This is a genomic window from Sphingomonas sp. GW821-FHT09B04 (assembly GCF_059418285.1).
This window is the reverse complement of sequence record NZ_JBWKPO010000001.1, coordinates 865,865-882,555: the sequence shown is the minus strand read 5'-3', so window position 1 is coordinate 882,555 and position 16,691 is coordinate 865,865. Positions and strand designations below refer to the sequence as shown.

Here is a 16,691-nt window from a genome sequence, read left to right as displayed (position 1 = left end):
TGGCGGCCCTACTGCAGGTTCACGAACGCGCCGCCGTCGACCAGCAGCGCCGCGCCGGTGACATAGGCCGCCATGTCGGAGGCGAGGAAGACGATCGGCCCGGCCAGATCCTCCGACTCGCCGAGGCGGCCGAGCGGGATGCGCGCGGTCATACGGTCGCGCTTGTCCTGATCGGCGAGATCGTCCTTGTTGATCTCGGTCAGGATCGTGCCGGGCAGCACCGAGTTGCAGCGGATGCCATGACGCCCAAGCGCGATCGCGGCCGACTGCATCAGCGAATGCACCCCGGCCTTGGTCGGGGTGTAGTGGGTTTGGAACTCGCCGCCGACCAGCGCCGAGATCGAGGAGACCGCGACGATCGCGCCGCCTTCGCCCTGTTTCACCATCTGGTTCGCCGCCGCCTGCACCATGTAATAGGCGCCGTGGAGGTTGACGCGGAAGGTGCGGTCGACCGTTTCGACCGGCATGTCGAGGAATGCGTGGAACGGGCAGATACCGGCGTTGGAGACCATCACGTCGACGCGCCCGAATGCCTCGACGGCCTTGCTGACGAAATCACTCGCGGTCTCGGGTAGCGCGACGTCGCCCTTTACCGCGAGGCCGCGTTGTCCCAGCGCTTCGATCTCGGCGACGCAGGATGCGGCCTTGTCGTCGCTGGACGCATAGTTGATCGCGACGTTCGCGCCGTGCTGTGCAGCGCCGATCGCCGCGGCGCGGCCGATCCCGGTCGATCCGCCGGTGACCAATACCGTCTTGCCTTCGAGAAGCTTCATTTCACATCCTCAGCGAGGATCGAGCGGTCGATCGCCCCGATCCGGTTGACCCCGGTCAGCGTCATCGCGACCTTCATTTCCCGCGCGATCAGGGCGAGCAGCTTGGCGACACCCGCCTCGCCCTGCGCCGCCAGCGCATAGACCCAGGCGCGGCCGAGCAGCACGCCGTCTGCGCCGAGCGCGAGCATGCGCACGACATCGAGCCCGGTGCGGATACCGCCATCGGCGAGCACGGTGAGCTTGCCGCCCACCGCATCGGCGATCGGCGGCAGCGCGCGGGCGCTGGAGAGCACGCCGTCGAGCTGGCGCCCGCCATGGTTGGAGACAACGATGCCGTTCGCGCCGATCGCCGCCGCCTCGCGCGCATCCTCAGGGTCAAGAATGCCCTTGATGATCAGCGGGCGATCCCATTCGGCGCGGATCCAGTCGAGGTCCTTCCACTGGATCGACGGATCGAAATTCTTGCCGAGCCAGCCCATGTAATCGCTGAGGCCACTGTCCTTGCCGAGCACCGGCGCGAGGTTGCCGAGCGTGTGCGGGCGGCCCATCAGCCCGACGTCCCACGCCCAGCGCGGCTTGCCGATCGCCTGAAGGATCTGGCGCAGCCGCGCGTTCGGCCCGGCCATCCCCGAATGCTCCGAGCGGTAGCGCGCGCCGGGGATCGGCATGTCGACGGTGAACACCATTGCCTCGGCGCCCGCCTCCTTCGCGCGCGCGATCAGGTCGCGCATGAAGCCGCGGTCGCGGATCACATAGAGCTGGAACCAGAAGGGGTCGGCGGCCTGTGCCACCTCCTCAAGCGGACAGATCGACACGGTGGATAGGCAGGTGGGGATCCCCGCCGCCGCCGCCGCGCGCGCCGCCTGAACCTCGCCGCGGCGGGCATACATGCCGCTGATCCCGACCGGCCCGAGCGCGACGGGCAGCGCCATTTCGCGCCCGAACAGGGTCGTGCTGAGATCGACGTTGGCGACGTCCTTGAGCACGCGCTGACGCAACTTCACCGAAGCGAGGTCGCTGACGTTGCGGCCCAGCGTCACCTCGTCATAGGCACCGCCCTCGGCATAATCGAACAGGAAACGGGGCACGCGCCGCTTCGCCGCCCTTTCGAAATCATGGGACGAGGCGATGATCATGCGGCACCCTTTCCGGCGGCTGGCGGAGCGAACGGGTATAGCATCAGAAGGAGGTGAACAGCGCTTCGCGGGCGAGGCGCAGCGCGGTCACCGCGTCGTGGCGGTCCTGCGCATCCTGCATTGCCTCGAAGTCGAGCTTGTCGAGCGCGCGCTCGATACCCTTGAGGAAGCTGATCGCGCCGTTGGCGACCGCGACCGAATCCTCGCGGAACGGGAACTGGTCGAGCTGCCACACGCCCTCCCATTTGTTCTTGCGCAGCGTGTAGAAGAATTCGAACAGCTCGATCGGGTGGACCGACCCGGCCATCAGGTCATCGTCCCAGCCGCGGAAATTGTCGTTCACGTCCATGCCGAACAGGCGGCCGTGATCGATCGCGAGCTGCGCCGAATCCGCCGGGCTCTCGCCGCCATACAGCGCGTGGCCGAAGTCGAGCAGGATACCGACATTGGGCAGGCCCATCCGTTCGATCCCCAACAAAGTGCGCGACACGCTGTCATAGCTCATATGGCAGCGCGGCTCGCGCGGCTTGTATTCGATCACGAAGTTGAGGTCGGGGTTCTGGCTGGCGAGCTCGCCAATGCCCTCGACGCTCTGCTGCCACAGCTTGCGATGATCGACCTGGAAGGGATAGTCCCAGCCATCCTGCCCCGGCCACAGTTTCACATAGTCCGCACCGAACCGGCGCACGACGTTCGCGGCATCATTGCACATCTCGTTGGCGAGGCGGCGGATGCCCGGATCGGGGTTGGTGAAGGCGCCCTTGGCGAACTGGCGCGTGTAGATCTCCGGCGTGATGCCGATGACCGAGAGGTTGTTGCGCCTGAGCGCTTCCTCGACCGTGTCGAGCGACAGGCTGGGGTCGACAAAGGGGTAGTTGATGTCGACCACCGACAGGTCGTCGACCTGCCCGGCGATGTCGATCATCTCGATCAGCGAACGGGCGGGGCCATAGCCGTCGGTGGCATAGCGGTCGACGAAGGTCGCGAAATGCCAGATGCCGGCACCGTATTTCTGATTGCTCACGTGCTTATTCCTAGTTGCAAGGATGTGCGGCGCCGGGCGCCGGAAAAGTTCAGGCGATCAGGACCTCGACGCCAGCCGCTTCGATCGCGGCGCGGTCTTCGTCGCGGATGCCCGCATCGGTCACCAACAGGTGCACCAGCTCGATCCCGCCCAGAGCGGTGAAGGAGCGCAGCCCGATCTTGCTCGAATCGGCGACGAGAATGACCTTCTCCGCCGCCTCGATCATCGCGCGCTTGACCGGAATGTCGGACAGTGCGGGATAGGTGAGACCCGCCTCGAGATCGATCGCCGCGGTCGCGAGGAACAGCTTCTGGACGAACAGCCCGCGGAAATAATCCGCGCTGCGGTCACCCGAGAGCGACAATGTCGGCGCCTTGAAATGGCCGCCGGTCATATGGACTTCGAAGCCCGGCTCGGCGCCGAGCATCAGCGCGATGTTGAGCGCGTTGGTGATGACGGTCATGTCGCGCCGTCCGGAGAGCTGTGCCGCGACCTCGGTCGTGGTCGATCCCGAATCGAGGATGATCGTCTCGCCATCGCCAACCAGCGCGGCGGCGGCACGGCCGATGCGCTGCTTGGCGTCCATATTCTCATGATGCTGCAGCGCCATCGCGCGCACCTGTTGCGTCACCGACTTCAGGAACGCGCCGCCATGTTCGCGCACGATATGCCCGTCGGACTCGAGCTTCTCGAGATCCTGGCGCACGGTGACTTCGGACACGCCGAACGCTTCGGCCAGGCTGCGCACGCGCGCGCTGCCCTCTTCCTGAAGCCATTCGAGGATCTTGTTCCGCCGCGCCTCGCCAAGCATCCGCGCCCGCCGTTCGCCGCTCATGGATGCATCGCGATGCATGCTGCGTCGGGGGAAATGGCCCCGCACCGGCTGGACAATTCCGACATCCCCGCTCCTGCCTGTCTGCCTGATCTGGCACCCGTTCGGGACCATCCGGCCCTCTCCCTTAGCTAACGCAGCCTTTCGGCTCTTGTCAATTTTTGCACATATCGATAGAAAACGAAGATATTCGAAACTTCGATCGATATCGCATATAATATGACTATTATTGCGTTCGATTACAACATCCGCTATCCGGCGGGCAGGAGAGGGTATGAACAGAGTCGGACTGGAACGCCGGGAGACCGCTGTGCGCACGCTGGAAAGCCGTGCCGCGCACGTCCGTGAGCGTGCCAATTGGATGCGCCGCCGCCTGCTCCAGATGATCGTCGATGCCGGTCAGGGCCACCCCGGTGGCGACCTTTCGTCCGCAGACATCATTGCCACGCTTTATTTCGACATTCTTCGGATCGAAAGCGCATCGCCTGCGGCCCCGGACCGCGACCGCTTCGTGATGAGCAAGGGGCATTGCACCGGCGCCCTCTACACCGCGCTCGCGGGGGCGGGTTTCTTCGAAGAGCAAGAACTCGAAACCTATCTCAAGCCCGAGTCGCGGCTCAACGGCCATCCCAACCGGACTTACCTGCCCGGCATCGAGACCAATACCGGTCCGCTCGGCCATGGTCTGCCGGTCGCGGTCGGCATCGCCGTCGCAGGACAGATCGACAAGGCTGACTATCGCGTGTTCGCGCTCACCGGCGACGGCGAACTGCAGGAAGGCAGCATGTGGGAAGCGGCGATGTTCGCCGGACATCGCGGCCTTGGCAACCTGATCGTCATCGTCGACCGCAACCGGCTCCAGCAGGGCGCGGGGACCGAGGACACCAACGGTCTAGAGCCGCTCGCCGACAAATGGCGCGCGTTCGGCTGGGATGTCGCCGGCGTCGACGGCCATGATCATGCAGCGCTGGTCGAGACGTTTGACCGCGCGGTCGAGCCGCGCACGAAACCGCTCGTCATCATCGCCGACACGATCAAGGGCCGCGGCGTCAGCTTCATGGAGAATCAGGCCGGCTGGCACCACGGCGTGCCCAATGCCGAGCAATACGCGCAAGCGATTGCCGAACTCGAAGCGGAGATGAACTGATGGCCGCCGCCGCAGCACCCGCCGGTCTGTTCGACTGCCGCGACGCCTATGTCCGCACCGTCGAAGAACTTGCGGCTAACGACAGCCGCATTTTCGCAGTGGTCAATGACTCCGTCGGCTCGTCCAAGCTCGGCAAGTTCCGCGAGCGCTTCCCCGACCGGCTGATCAATGTCGGCATCGCCGAGCAGAATATGGTCGGTGTCGGCGCGGGGCTCGCCAATGGCGGCAAGATCCCGTTCGTCAGCGGCGCGGGCTGTTTCCTCACCGCGCGCGCGATGGAGCAGATCAAGGCCGACTGCGCATACAGCCAGCAGAATGTGAAGCTGTGCGGCATCTCCTCGGGCGTCGCCTATGGCGAGCTCGGCGCGACGCACCACAGCATCGAGGACGTCGCCTGGCTGCGCGCGATCGACAAGCTCACCGTGATCGTCCCCGCCGACCCGTGGGAAACCGCTGAAGCGATCAGGGCCGCCGCCGCGCATGACGGCCCGGTCTATATCAAGATCAGCCGTATGCCCGTGCCCGCGCTCGAGCGCCCCGCGGGCGCGGCATTCGCCATCGGCAAGGGTGAGGTGCTGCGCGAAGGGGGCGACATCGCCATCATCACCAATGGCACGCTGGTTCACCACGCACTGGCCGCGGCCGAGGCGCTAGCTGCCGAAGGTATCGCGGCGCGCGTGATCAACATGGCGAGCGTTTCGCCCCTCGACACCGATCTGATCGCCGCCGCGGCGCAGACCGGCGCGATCGTCACTGCCGAAGAAGGGCTGGCGCATGGCGGGCTCGGTGGCGCGATCGCCGAATATTGCGCGCAACACGATCCGGTGCGGATGCGGATGCTGGGCTTCCCCGGCTTCCTGCCGACCGGTTCGGCCGCGTGGCTGATGGAGCGCTACGGCCTGTCCGCCACCGGCATCACCGCCGCTGCGCGTGAGCTGCTGGCAACAAGGGCCACCTGATGTCCGGCCCGGTCATCCTTGCCATCGATCAGGGCACTACCAACACCAAGGCACTGCTGGTGGCGCCCGACGGGTCGGTGCTGCTGTCGCGCTCGCGGCCGATGCAGGTGACCTATCCGCAACCCGGCTGGGCCGAGCAGTCGGCATCGGACATCTGGGAGGCGGTCGCCGGGCTGATCGCCGAACTGGTTGCCGCAGCACCCGATGTGCAGATCGCTGCACTCGCCATCTCCAACCAGCGCGAGACGGTGGCGCTGTGGGAGGCCGAGACCGGCCGCCCGATCGCGCCCGCGGTGATCTGGCAATGCGCGCGCTCGGCAGAGCGCTGCACCGCGCTGCGCGCCGCCGGGCTTGAGGACGCGATCGTTTCGCGCAGCGGTCTTGGCATCGATCCGCTCTTCCCCGCTGCCAAAATCGCATGGCTGCTCGACTCGATCCCCGGCGCCCGCGACCGTGCAGCGACGGGCGAGATCAAGGCGGGGACGATCGACAGCTGGCTGTTGTGGAACCTCACCGGCGGGCAGGTTCACGCGACCGATCACAGCAACGCCTCGCGCACCCAACTCTTCAATCTCGACACGCTCGACTGGGATCCGGAGCTCGCGCGCATCTTCGACGTGCCGCTTGGCATCCTGCCGCGTATCGCAGCCTCGGACAGCGGCTTCGGCGCGGTTGCGCCCGGCCTGACCGCGCTGCCCGCAGGCACGCCGGTGCAGGTGCTGCTCGGTGACAGCCATGCCGCCTTGTTCGCACACGGCATCCACGCGCCGGGCCGGGTCAAGGCGACGATCGGCACCGGCAGCTCGCTGATGGCCGCCACGGCGGGCCGCGTGCACTCGTCACACGGCCTGTCGAGCACGATCGCGTGGAGCCGTACCGACGGTGGCGCGCAGCATGCGATCGAAGGCAATATCTCGGTCTCCGGCCACGCCGCGGCGTTCGCGACCGCGCTGCTTGGCCTTGCCGACGAGCAGGCGCTGACCGATCTTGCCGCGAGCGTCGAGGGCAGCGAGGGCGTGGTCTTCGTCCCCGCGCTCGCGGGCCTCGGCGCGCCGCACTGGCAGAGCGGTGCGCGCGGCACGATCAGCGGCATGACGCTGGGAACGCGCCCGGCGCATGTCGCCCGCGCGACGCTGGAGGCGATCGCGCTCCAGATCGGCGACGTGCTCGACGCGATCGCCGCCGATCTCGGCATCGGCCTGCCTGAATTGTCGATCGACGGCGGCGCAGCGCGCAACGCGCTGCTCGCGCAGTTGCTCGCCGATCTCACCGGCCGCGTCATCGTCCGGCCCGAAATCGCTGAGGCGAGCGCGCTCGGCGTCGCGCGCATGGCCGCGCACGCGCTCGGCCTCACCGACGCCGATGCGCCCGCTGCTGCCGACCGGTTCGAACCGCAGCTTGGCGCGAACAAGCGCACCGCGATCCGCAGCAACTGGCGCGAGACGGTGGCAGATGTGGTCGCACGCGCCAACCGCGCCCCGCCCGGCTGAGGGCACGCAACTACCGACAGAGAGGCGGAACACCGCCCGACGACTGGGCCTAACCCGGGCCCGTTCACAAACAACAAGGGAAGGAGTGGGGAAATGAAGGATGCAGGAACCAATTTGTCGCGCGGCGCCCGCCAGGGGCTGTTGCTGACCGGCGCGAGCGCACTCACGCTGCTCGCCGCCACCGCCGCACATGCGCAGGATGCCGCGCCCGCCAGCCAGCCGACCGCCGAAGCCGAGCAGGAAGTGGTCGTCACCGGCAGCCGCATCGCGTCGCCCGCGCTGACCTCGCCCAGCCCGCTTCAGGTGGTGACCGCGCAGGCGCTGGAGAATAGCGGCGTCGTCAACGTGCAGGAAGCGCTGCAGCAGAACCCCGCCGTCGGCATCCCCGGCCAGAGCCGCACTACCAATGGCGGAAGCACCAGCCCCGGCATCGCCACCGTCAATTTGCGCAACCTTGGCGCCGACCGCACGCTGGTGCTGATCGATGGGCGCCGCTCGGTCGCGGGCGTGCCCGGCACCGCGCAGGTCGACCTGTCGATGATCCCGACCCCGTTCATCGAGCGCGTCGATGTGCTCACCGGCGGTGCCTCCGCCGTCTATGGCTCGGACGCCGTCGCGGGCGTGGTCAACTTCATCTACAAGAAGAAGTACGAGGGGCTTCAGCTCAACGTTCAGGGCGGCATTTCCGAACGCGGCGACGATCGCCAGTTCGTCGCCAATGCGACGTACGGCGCGAACTTTGCCGACGGCCGCGGCAACATCATGGTCTATGGCGGCTATGTGAACGAAGGCGTGGTCGAGAATGACGGCCGCGACTTCTCGCGCTACGATTACACCAGCCTTGGCACCACGCAGCGCGTCGCGGGTAACAGCGCGACCAACCTGACCGCCGCGCAGAACCTGTTCACGCCCTTCTACAATCCGTCCAACGTCGGTGCGGCCGGCGTGTTCGTGATCGGCAGCCAGACCAACCGCATCATCAATCCCGATGGCAGCTTCCGCGCGTACAACGCGGCGACCGACGGCTATAACCGCGAACAGTACAAGCTCCTCGCCGCGCCGTCGGAACGCTACACCTTTGCGGCGCGCCTCAACTATGACGTCAGCGACAGCGTCAACGTCTTCTCCGAAGTTACCTACACCAACGTGCTCAGCAAGGGGCGGATGGAAGCATCCCCGATGCGTACCGACAGCGCGCTGGGCGCCTTTCCGGGCAATGGTGGTTTCTTCCCGATCGAGTTCATGGTCGCCAACCCGACCAACGCGGCGGACGTACGCCGGCTGGCCAATCCGCTGGTGCCCGCCGCGGTATTCGCCGCAGCGACCAACCGTAACGCCAATGACGCGATCAGCTCGAAGGATCTTAGCTTCCTGCTGCGCACGACGATGTTCGACGGCGGCACGCGCACCATCCCGACCGAGCGCGACAATTTCCGCCTCGTGCTGGGCGGAACGGTCGATCTTGGCAGCAGCTGGAAGTTCGACGCCTATTACCAGTACGGCTTCACCAAGCAGACTCAGTCGATGAGCGGGCTGGCGAACCTCTACAACCTCGCCGAGGCGCTGCAGGCGATCCCCGACGTCTATGACTATAACAACAACGGCAATCGTACCGAAGCGGTGTGCGTCAACGCATCGGCACGCGCGCAGGGCTGCGTTCCGATCGACGTGTTCGGCCTGAACGCCGACGGCACGTCGAAGATCTCGGCCGACGCGATCAAGTACATCAAGACGAGCATGAGCCGCTATTCCAAGCAGCAGATGCACGTTGCCGCCGCCAATCTGACCGGCACGCTGTTCCAGCTGCCCGCCGGTCCGGTTCAGGTCGCGGTGGGCGCCGAGTACCGCAAGGAGGAAAGCCGCGACATCTTCGATCCGCTGACCAACGCGGCGCGCAACGGCTATGTCCAGATGACCGACACCGCCGGCAAGTTCGACGTCAAAGAAGCCTATGGCGAAATCGTCGTGCCGATCCTGTCGGACACGCCGTTCTTCCAGAATCTGACGCTGCGTGCGGCGGGCCGCATGTCGGACTATTCGACCGTCGGTACCTTCTATGCCTGGAACGTGGGTGGCGAATGGTCGCCGGTCGAGGATATCCGCTTCCGTGCCGTCTATGCGCACGCCACCCGCGCGCCCAATATCGGCGAGCTGTTCGCAGCGCAGCAAGCGGGGATCATCTCGATCACCGATCCGTGTCAGGGGATCACCGCGACCACGACCGGCGCGCTGGCCGACAACTGCCGCGCGGTGCCGGGCATCGCGGCCAACATCGCCGCGAACGGATCGTTCACGCTCACCCAGGCAGACCTCGCGGGCGTTGGCGGTATCTCTGCCAATAACCCGAACATCCAGGAAGAGACCGGCAAGACGCTGACGATCGGTGCGGTGATCAACCCGCGTTCGATCCACGCATTGCGCAACCTCACGCTCAGCGTCGACTTCTTCGACATCAAGCTCGAGAATGCGATCAGCCGCGTGTCGGCCGCAACGGTGCTCAACAAATGCTACCGCGAAGGGCTGGCCGATTTCTGCCAGTTCGTCACCCGCCGGGCAGGCGCATCGGGCGCGTACAGCACCGGTTCGGTCGAACAGGTGGTGCGCGCGCTGGTCAACAGCGGCGGATCGTTCAGCCGCGGCCTCGACTTCACGCTGAACTACAAGCACGAAGTGGCGGGCGGCACGACGAGCCTGTCGGCGGCATGGACCCATCTGCTCAAGAACGGGTTCCGCGCGCTGACCGGCGATCCCTATGACAACACCATGGGCGAACTCGGCACGCCGCGCGACGCGGTGACCGCAGGTCTGGGTTGGGACAACGACAAGTTCGGCTTCAACGTCAGCGCCGAATATATCGCGCCGCAGGTGCTCGACTATGAGAACTTCCAGACGCTCTATCGACTGGCCGACGGGTCGGTGCCGGACGAGAAATATTTCCGGATCGGGTCGAAGATCTACACCGACATGCAGGTCCGCTACACCGGGCTCGAGCATTTCGAATTCTATATCGGCGTGAAGAACCTGTTCGATGTCGAGCGTCCGCCCGTCTGGGGCGGCCTGCCCGGCAGCGTCAACGGCGTGTACGACGTGATCGGCCGCCGCTTCTACACCGGTGCCCGCATCAAATTCTGACGAAGCACCCCTTGGACGGGGGAGGTCACGCGCCTCCCCTGTCGCTCTGTTTTCGGATTACCGTCGAGGCCGCGACGACGACATAACGGTCAAGCCACTAGCCCTGGAGACACAGAATATGAGCAGTGCATCTGCCGATCGGGAGGACTGGAAGAACACGATCCTCGCCGGACTCGCCAATTACATCGACGCGGGATCGATCGTCGCGGGCGCCGTGGCGCTGGCGTTGTGGAAGAAGGAATATGGGCTCGACGACAGCCTGCTCGGGCTGATCGCCGCCTTCGGCCCCAATGCGATCGCCGCGGGCATCGGCGCGTTGATCGGCGGGCGGCTGTGCGACCTGCTCGGACGCAAGAAGATCTACCAGTATGACATGCTGTTCTACGCGTTCGGTATGTTGTGGCTGGTGTTCTCGATGAACGCCCTGATGGTCATCATCGGCTTCTTCCTCGTCGGCCTCGCCGTCGGCGCCGACATCCCCGCCTCCTGGTCGCTGATCGCGGAAATGGCGCCCGACAAGAAGCGCGCCAAGCATAGCGGCGTTGCGCAGATGCTCTGGTATCTCGGCCCCGTCGTGGTGCTGGTGATGGCGTTGGTGCTCGACAGCCTCGGGTTGCTCGGCGCGCGCATCATCTTCGCGCACCTCGCGATCCTCGCCATCGCGCTTACCTTCCTGCGCTCGAAGATGCAGGAATCGCAGCGCTGGGTCGACGCGCAGCAGAGCGGCGAGACCGCACAGCGCGGCCGCTGGCAGGACCTGTTCACGCGCCAGCATATCGGATCGATGGCGTTCCTCGCGGGCACCTATCTGTTCTGGAACCTGTGGGCCGGCACCAACGGCTTCTTCTTCCCCTATATCCTGAGCACCGTCGGCAGCCAGACCCACATGATGTCGGTCGCGGTGCAGACGTTGAGCTTCCTGCTCGGCATGGCGTCGATCTTCTTCATCTTCATGAAGCTCGCCGACAAGGTGAACCAGCGGCTGCTGTTCGGCATCTCGGCGGTGACTCAGGTGATCGGCATGGCGCTGCTCGCAATCTTCCCGCTGACGCTCACGGTCGCGATCATCCACGTCTTCCTGATGTCGGTCGGCGGCGGCTTTGGCGCGCAGAGCTTCTTCCAGCTGTGGAGCTCGGAGATGTTCCCGACCGCGTTGCGCGCGACCGCGCAGGGGCTGATGTTCGCGATCGTGCGCATCGTGCTCGGCGTGTTCAGCTTCTTCGTGCCGGCGCTGGTGGCGACCGGCTTCCACACCCTCGCCTGGATCCTGGTCGGCTTCCTCGCGATCAGCGGCGTGATCGGCTTCGTCTGGGCGCCGCGCAACGAGGGCAAGTCGCTCGAGCAGCTCGACGCGGAGCGCGCGGCGTGACGCTGTCCCGCCGCAACGTCCTCAAGTCCGGCCTGATCGCCGCCGGGGCCGCCGCGACCCCCGCCTTCGGGCAGGGCGCGGCGCGCACCGAGCGGTGGGGTGTGCACGAGCTGGTGTTCCAAGGACCGCAGACCGGCAATCCGTTCGACGATGTCCAGATCGCCGCGGTGTTCAGGGGCGCGGGCAAGACGGTCCGCGTTCCCGGCTTCTATGACGGCAAGGGCGTCTACCGCATCCGCTTCAGCCCGCCCGAGCTCGGCAAGTGGAGCTGGGAGAGCGAGAGCAGCGCCACCGAAATGGCGCACAAGCGCGGCAGCTTCGACTGTGTCGCACCCTCAGCCGGCAACCGTGGCCCGGTGCGGGTGACGCAGGACGGCTATCACTTCGCTTATGCCGACGGCACGCCGTTCCGGCAGATCGGCACCACCTGCTACAGCTGGGCGCTGCAGTCCGATGCCAAATGCGCGCAGACGCTGGAAGCGCTCAAGACCGCGCCGTTCAACAAGATGCGGATGCTGGTCACACCCAACGTCGAGTCGGTCGCGACCAACCCCTATATCCGCACCGGCAAGGGGCCGCGCGACTGGGACGCGACGCGTTTCGATCCCGATTATTTCCGCCGCTACGAGGACCGCATCGCCAAGCTCGGCGCGCTCGGCATCGAGGCGGACGTCATCCTGTTCCACCCCTATGACGAGACGCGCGGCTATAACGACATGAAGCGGGCGGACGACGAACGCTTCGTCCGCTACTGCGCCGCGCGCTGGGGCGCCTACGCCCATGTCTGGTGGTCGATGGCCAACGAATATGATGCGGTGAAGACCAAGTCGATGGCCGACTGGGACCATTTGTTCGAGGTGCTGGTCGCCGCCGACCCGCACGACCGGCTGCGGTCGATCCACCAGATCAACACCTATTACGACCACCGCAAGCCGTGGATCACCCATGCCAGCGTCCAGAACGGCGCCGCGGTGCTCGATGATCTGCGCGCCGAACTGCACCGGGCGATGACGCTCAAGCCCGTCATCTTCGACGAAGTGGTCTATGAGGGGAACTCGACCAAGCGCTGGGGCAATCTCGATGGCCAGTCCATGGTCGAGCGCTTCTGGTGGGGGCTGATCGGCGGCACCTATGTGGGGCATAGCGAGACCTATGACCCCAATCAGAACGCCGATTTCTCCTGGCTCGGCCAGGGCGGCGTACTCAAGGGCACCAGCGCCCCGCGGCTCGCCTTCCTGCGCAAGATCATGGAGGAAGGCCCCACCCCGGGCATCGACGCGATCCAGCCATGGTGGAACTATCACCTCGGCGGCAAGCCGCACGAATATTACCTGAAGTATTTCGGGACCGAGACGCCGACCGAATGGAAGGTCGCGCTGCCCGGCCGCGGCGGCGACCCCAAGAACAGCTTCCGCATCGACATCATCGACACCTGGAACATGACGGTCACGCCGGTCGAAGGTGTGTTCCGGATGCAGCAGAAGGACGATTACGACGTCCATGACCCCGCGCGCCCGAGCATCGCGCTGCCGGGCAAACCGTATATCGCGATCCGGCTGGTCAAAATCTGAGGTTTCACGAGACCCCCTCTCGGGGTGGCTAGACCTGCGGCTGCGGCGTTTCACGTCGCAGCCGCTTTTTTATGCGGGTACCGGGATACCCGAAGGTCCCAAAGGTCACACTGCCACGCGTGCGCGAGACCCGACTACCGACGATGAGAAAGAGCTGCCGGAGGCTGGCAGCCGGAATCCAACATTGCAAGGAAGCGGTGTCAGGCGGGCGTGTTGCCGCTGCGCCGCCACCAGTGCTTGAGCAACCGCGCGACCATGCCGGGCGCACCCGGCCGCACGAACAGCCAGTCGCGGATCATCGGTCCTGCCTCAGCGCCGATGGTGCGTTTATAGCCGCTGTCGCCCGCGCCCCAGTCGACCGTCGCCAGGCCGTCGTCGAGCGCGCGGACAAGGTTGCGATAATAGAGCAATTTCCCCGGCGAATGTTTGCCGACGCGCGGGTCATAGCTGTTGGCGATGGCATATTTGAGCGTGCCGGCGTTGATGTCGAACGAGAAGGCCGCGGGCTCACCGTCGATTCGCAGCAACGCCGCCCACATCATCTGCGCGATCACCGGATCGGCGGCGGCAGCCCGCCAGAAGCCGCCATGACCATCGTCGGTGAACTTGGCGTCGCCGCCATCGGTGCGCGCGGCGATCCAGCTCTTGCGTTCGATCGCGGCGAGCGCGTCGAATGCGTCGGCATTCCAGTCGGCGCCGGAGACGAAGCTCCAGTCGAGTTCGCCATGCTCGGCGAGATGCTTTTCATGGAAACGGTTCTTGCGCAGCGTCGAGTTGCGCGGCCAGGTGCCTTCGGTGCGCAGCCCGGTCATGTCGAGCAGGAAGCTTTCGGCAACGAACCGGTCGAGCGCGACCCAGCCCTTTGTCGCCGCCGCCGCGCGCAGCCCCTCGAGCGCGGGATCGCCGTCATAGACGGGGCCGATACGCAGCGCGCGCGCATCGAGCTTGTCGAGCAGCAGTTCGAACGCTTCGGTATCGGCGTCGGATGCGACCGGGAAGCTGCGGAACGGCCAGTAGCAGCCGGGCACCGCCTGCATGCCGAGGAATCCCGGCCCCTTCTGCACCAGCGGCACCGCCAGTATAGGTACGCCCTCTCGCGCGACGGTAAGCGTGCGCGCCGAGCCGCCATAGGCGGCGAGCGCGGCGGCGAACCATCCGTAGCGCAGGAAACGATGAGTCGGCGCGGCATGATCGGCCACCAGATCGAGCGCGCTGGACAGACCATCCCCGACGCTCACGGTGAGCAGCGGGGGCAGACGGGTGAACTCGGCGAGTGGCATCGGCCTTGTCATAGCACGCGCGATACCGCGAATGCGTTACCAATGGGTGCAAGTTCGCTTGGCGAGCGCGCGACACGATCATAAGATATTGCGATGTCACCGATGCTCTCGACCGTCGCCGCCACCATCCAGGTCTCGATCGCCCCCGTCTTTCTGCTCGCGGGTATCGCAGGCATCCTCAACGTGCTGATCGGCCGCATGGCGCGCGTGGTCGACCGGTCGCGCAAGATCGAGCAGCTCCATCCGGTGTCGCAAGGCGCCGAGCATGACCGGCACGTGTGGGAACTGCGGCTGATCGACCGGCGGCTGTCGGTGATCAACAAGTCGATCTGGCTGTGCGTCGCGAGCGCAATCCTGATCTGTCTGGTCGTCGCGCTGATGTTCGGCGCGACGCTGACGCATCTCGATATCGGCGGCGTGGTCGCGGTGACCTTCATCGCCTCAATGCTGCTGCTGACTGCGGGACTGGTCGCCTTTCTGGTCGAGGTTCGGCTGTCGCTTCAGGCGGTGCATATTCGCGAAGAACTGCTCGAGCGCGATCCCGGCTGAGCGCCAACCTCAGCCGGTGAGCGGTTCGCCATGCGGCCGGGTGAGCCGTTCCGGGGTGAGAAGAAGCGTCAGCGCCTCGGCGCTGAGTAGCCCGCGCTCGAGCACCAGCTCGGCTACCCCCCTGCCCGTCGCCAGCGCCTCGCGCGCGATCATCGTTGCATTCTCATAGCCGATATAGGGGTTGAGCGCGGTCACCAGACCGATCGAGTTCTTCACACTCTCGGCCAGATGCACGCGGTTCGCCGTGATCCCCGACACGCAACGCTCGGCGAGCACGGTGCAGCCGTTGCGCAGATGGCGGATGCTCTTGAACAGGCTGTGCGCGATGATCGGCTCGAACGCGTTGAGCTGAAGCTGCCCGGCCTCGGCCGCCATGGTGATGGTCAGATCGTTGCCGATCACCTCGAACGCGATCTGGTTGACCACTTCCGGGATCACCGGGTTTACCTTACCCGGCATGATCGACGAACCCGCCTGCATCGCGGGAAGGCCGATCTCGCTCAGCCCCGCGCGCGGTCCGCTCGACAGCAAGCGCAGGTCGTTGCAGATCTTCGACAGCTTGACCGCGATCCGCTTGAGCACGCCCGAAAGCTGAACGAACGCGCCGCAATCCTGCGTCGCCTCGATCAGGTCAGGCGACGTCGACAGCGGCAGGCCGGTGATCCGGACCAGTTCATCGCAGACCAGCTCCGCATAGCGCGGATGCGAGGTGATGCCGGTGCCGATCGCGGTTCCGCCGAGGTTTATCTCGCAGATCAGCGCCGAAGCCTCGACCAGCCGTTGCTCGTCCTCGCCGATCATCACCGCATAGGTGCCGAACTCCTGCCCCAGCGTCATCGGGACGGCGTCCTGAAGCTGGGTTCGCCCCATCTTGATGATATCGGCGAATTCGACCGCCTTGCGTCCGAAACCCTCGCGCAAATTCGCCATCGCGATCAGCAGCTCCTCGGCGCTGCGATAGGCCGCGACCTTGATCGCCGTCGGATAGACGTCGTTGGTGCTCTGGCTCATGTTGACGTGTTCATTGGGGTGGAGGAACGCATAGTCGCCGCGCTGGCGCCCCATCAGCTCAAGCGCGAGGTTCGCGATCACCTCATTGGCGTTCATGTTGGTCGAAGTACCCGCCCCGCCCTGAATCGCATCGACCACGAACTGGTTGTGGAAACTGCCGGCCCCGACCGACTGGCACGCCGCGGCGATCGCCCCCGCGCGTTCCGGGTCGAGCAACCCCAGCTTCATATTGGTGATGGCCGCGGCTTCCTTGATCGCGGCGAGGGCGCAGATAAGGTTGCGGTTGGCGTGGATCGGGACGCCGGAGATCGGGAAGTTCGCCAGTGCACGCACGGTGTGCACGCCGTAGTAAGCGTCCGCCGGCACCTCCATCGCCCCGATCAGGTCATGTTCGATCCGCGTTGCGTCGCTGGGCATT

Annotated in this window: 13 protein-coding genes; 7 read left to right on the top strand and 6 right to left on the bottom strand. The window is 65.8% G+C overall.

Translation table 11 applies throughout. From position 1 onward, the window contains the following. Positions 1-8 precede the first annotated feature (8 nt). From lra1 to AC07NK_RS04380, 4 genes are read right to left on the bottom strand one after another with little or no spacing between them, the layout of a single operon-like run. Positions 9-773, bottom strand: a complete 765-nt coding sequence (gene lra1, locus AC07NK_RS04395) for an L-rhamnose 1-dehydrogenase Lra1 (protein ID WP_495169338.1) — start codon at positions 771-773, stop codon at positions 9-11. Beyond that, positions 770-1,909, bottom strand: coding sequence for an FMN-dependent L-lactate dehydrogenase LldD (gene lldD / locus AC07NK_RS04390; RefSeq protein ID WP_495169337.1), 1,140 nt, complete (start codon positions 1,907-1,909; stop codon positions 770-772). Before lldD ends, lra1 begins: the two co-directional genes overlap by 4 nt. 43 nt (positions 1,910-1,952) lie before the next feature. Further along, on the bottom strand, positions 1,953-2,933 hold the full coding sequence (locus tag AC07NK_RS04385) for a sugar phosphate isomerase/epimerase family protein (RefSeq protein ID WP_495169336.1): 981 nt from the start codon (positions 2,931-2,933) through the stop codon (positions 1,953-1,955). 49 nt (positions 2,934-2,982) lie between these two features. Beyond that, a complete protein-coding gene (locus tag AC07NK_RS04380; RefSeq protein WP_495169335.1) occupies positions 2,983-3,768 on the bottom strand; it encodes a DeoR/GlpR family DNA-binding transcription regulator in 786 nt (261 codons plus the stop codon). Positions 3,769-4,039: 271 nt separating this feature from the next. On the opposite strand from AC07NK_RS04380, the gene AC07NK_RS04375 reads away from it, so the two are divergent. The 6 genes from AC07NK_RS04375 (at position 4,040) to AC07NK_RS04350 (ending at position 13,433) form a co-directional block, all read left to right on the top strand. Next, positions 4,040-4,912: a transketolase gene (locus tag AC07NK_RS04375; RefSeq protein ID WP_495169334.1), complete on the top strand. Its 873-nt coding sequence runs from the start codon at positions 4,040-4,042 to the stop codon at positions 4,910-4,912. Continuing rightward, positions 4,912-5,871: a transketolase family protein gene (locus AC07NK_RS04370; protein WP_495169333.1), complete on the top strand. Its 960-nt coding sequence runs from the start codon at positions 4,912-4,914 to the stop codon at positions 5,869-5,871. Before AC07NK_RS04375 ends, AC07NK_RS04370 begins: the two co-directional genes overlap by 1 nt. Next, positions 5,871-7,361 (top strand): FGGY-family carbohydrate kinase, encoded by a 1,491-nt coding sequence (locus tag AC07NK_RS04365; protein WP_495169332.1) that lies wholly within the window; start codon positions 5,871-5,873, stop codon positions 7,359-7,361. The genes AC07NK_RS04370 and AC07NK_RS04365 overlap by 1 nt, the downstream gene beginning before the upstream one ends. 93 nt (positions 7,362-7,454) lie before the next feature. Then, the gene (locus AC07NK_RS04360; protein ID WP_495169331.1) at positions 7,455-10,493 is read left to right on the top strand and encodes a TonB-dependent receptor plug domain-containing protein; all 3,039 of its coding nucleotides are present in this window, start codon (positions 7,455-7,457) and stop codon (positions 10,491-10,493) included. Between the two features lie 118 nt (positions 10,494-10,611). Further along, the gene (locus AC07NK_RS04355; protein WP_495169330.1) at positions 10,612-11,862 is read left to right on the top strand and encodes an MFS transporter; all 1,251 of its coding nucleotides are present in this window, start codon (positions 10,612-10,614) and stop codon (positions 11,860-11,862) included. After that, positions 11,859-13,433: a DUF5060 domain-containing protein gene (locus AC07NK_RS04350; protein WP_495169329.1), complete on the top strand. Its 1,575-nt coding sequence runs from the start codon at positions 11,859-11,861 to the stop codon at positions 13,431-13,433. Before AC07NK_RS04355 ends, AC07NK_RS04350 begins: the two co-directional genes overlap by 4 nt. A gap of 200 nt (positions 13,434-13,633) precedes the next feature. On the opposite strand, the gene AC07NK_RS04345 is transcribed toward AC07NK_RS04350, so the two are convergent. Further along, positions 13,634-14,725, bottom strand: a complete 1,092-nt coding sequence (locus AC07NK_RS04345) for a GNAT family N-acetyltransferase (RefSeq protein WP_495169328.1) — start codon at positions 14,723-14,725, stop codon at positions 13,634-13,636. Between the two features lie 81 nt (positions 14,726-14,806). Between AC07NK_RS04345 and AC07NK_RS04340 the strand changes: the two genes are divergently transcribed. Next, on the top strand, positions 14,807-15,262 hold the full coding sequence (locus tag AC07NK_RS04340; protein ID WP_495169327.1) for a DUF2721 domain-containing protein: 456 nt from the start codon (positions 14,807-14,809) through the stop codon (positions 15,260-15,262). Between the two features lie 9 nt (positions 15,263-15,271). Here AC07NK_RS04340 and aspA read toward each other — a convergent pair whose 3' ends face one another. Further along, positions 15,272-16,690 carry an aspartate ammonia-lyase gene (aspA, locus tag AC07NK_RS04335; protein WP_495169326.1) on the bottom strand — a complete coding sequence of 473 codons (1,419 nt, stop codon included), beginning with the start codon at positions 16,688-16,690 and terminating at the stop codon, positions 15,272-15,274. Position 16,691: the final 1 nt, after the last annotated feature.

What these genes read in the sequence shown, in the direction of transcription:
- lra1 (WP_495169338.1), bottom strand. Translation starts at nt 773, where the DNA reads ATGAAGCTTCTCGAAGGCAAGACGGTATTGGTCACCGGCGGATCGACC.
- lldD (WP_495169337.1), bottom strand. Translation starts at nt 1,909, where the DNA reads ATGATCATCGCCTCGTCCCATGATTTCGAAAGGGCGGCGAAGCGGCGC.
- AC07NK_RS04380 (WP_495169335.1), bottom strand. Translation starts at nt 3,768, where the DNA reads ATGAGCGGCGAACGGCGGGCGCGGATGCTTGGCGAGGCGCGGCGGAAC.
- AC07NK_RS04375 (WP_495169334.1), top strand. Translation starts at nt 4,040, where the DNA reads ATGAACAGAGTCGGACTGGAACGCCGGGAGACCGCTGTGCGCACGCTG.
- AC07NK_RS04370 (WP_495169333.1), top strand. Translation starts at nt 4,912, where the DNA reads ATGGCCGCCGCCGCAGCACCCGCCGGTCTGTTCGACTGCCGCGACGCC.
- AC07NK_RS04365 (WP_495169332.1), top strand. Translation starts at nt 5,871, where the DNA reads ATGTCCGGCCCGGTCATCCTTGCCATCGATCAGGGCACTACCAACACC.
- AC07NK_RS04360 (WP_495169331.1), top strand. Translation starts at nt 7,455, where the DNA reads ATGAAGGATGCAGGAACCAATTTGTCGCGCGGCGCCCGCCAGGGGCTG.
- AC07NK_RS04355 (WP_495169330.1), top strand. Translation starts at nt 10,612, where the DNA reads ATGAGCAGTGCATCTGCCGATCGGGAGGACTGGAAGAACACGATCCTC.
- AC07NK_RS04345 (WP_495169328.1), bottom strand. Translation starts at nt 14,725, where the DNA reads ATGACAAGGCCGATGCCACTCGCCGAGTTCACCCGTCTGCCCCCGCTG.
- AC07NK_RS04340 (WP_495169327.1), top strand. Translation starts at nt 14,807, where the DNA reads ATGTCACCGATGCTCTCGACCGTCGCCGCCACCATCCAGGTCTCGATC.
- aspA (WP_495169326.1), bottom strand. Translation starts at nt 16,690, where the DNA reads ATGCCCAGCGACGCAACGCGGATCGAACATGACCTGATCGGGGCGATG.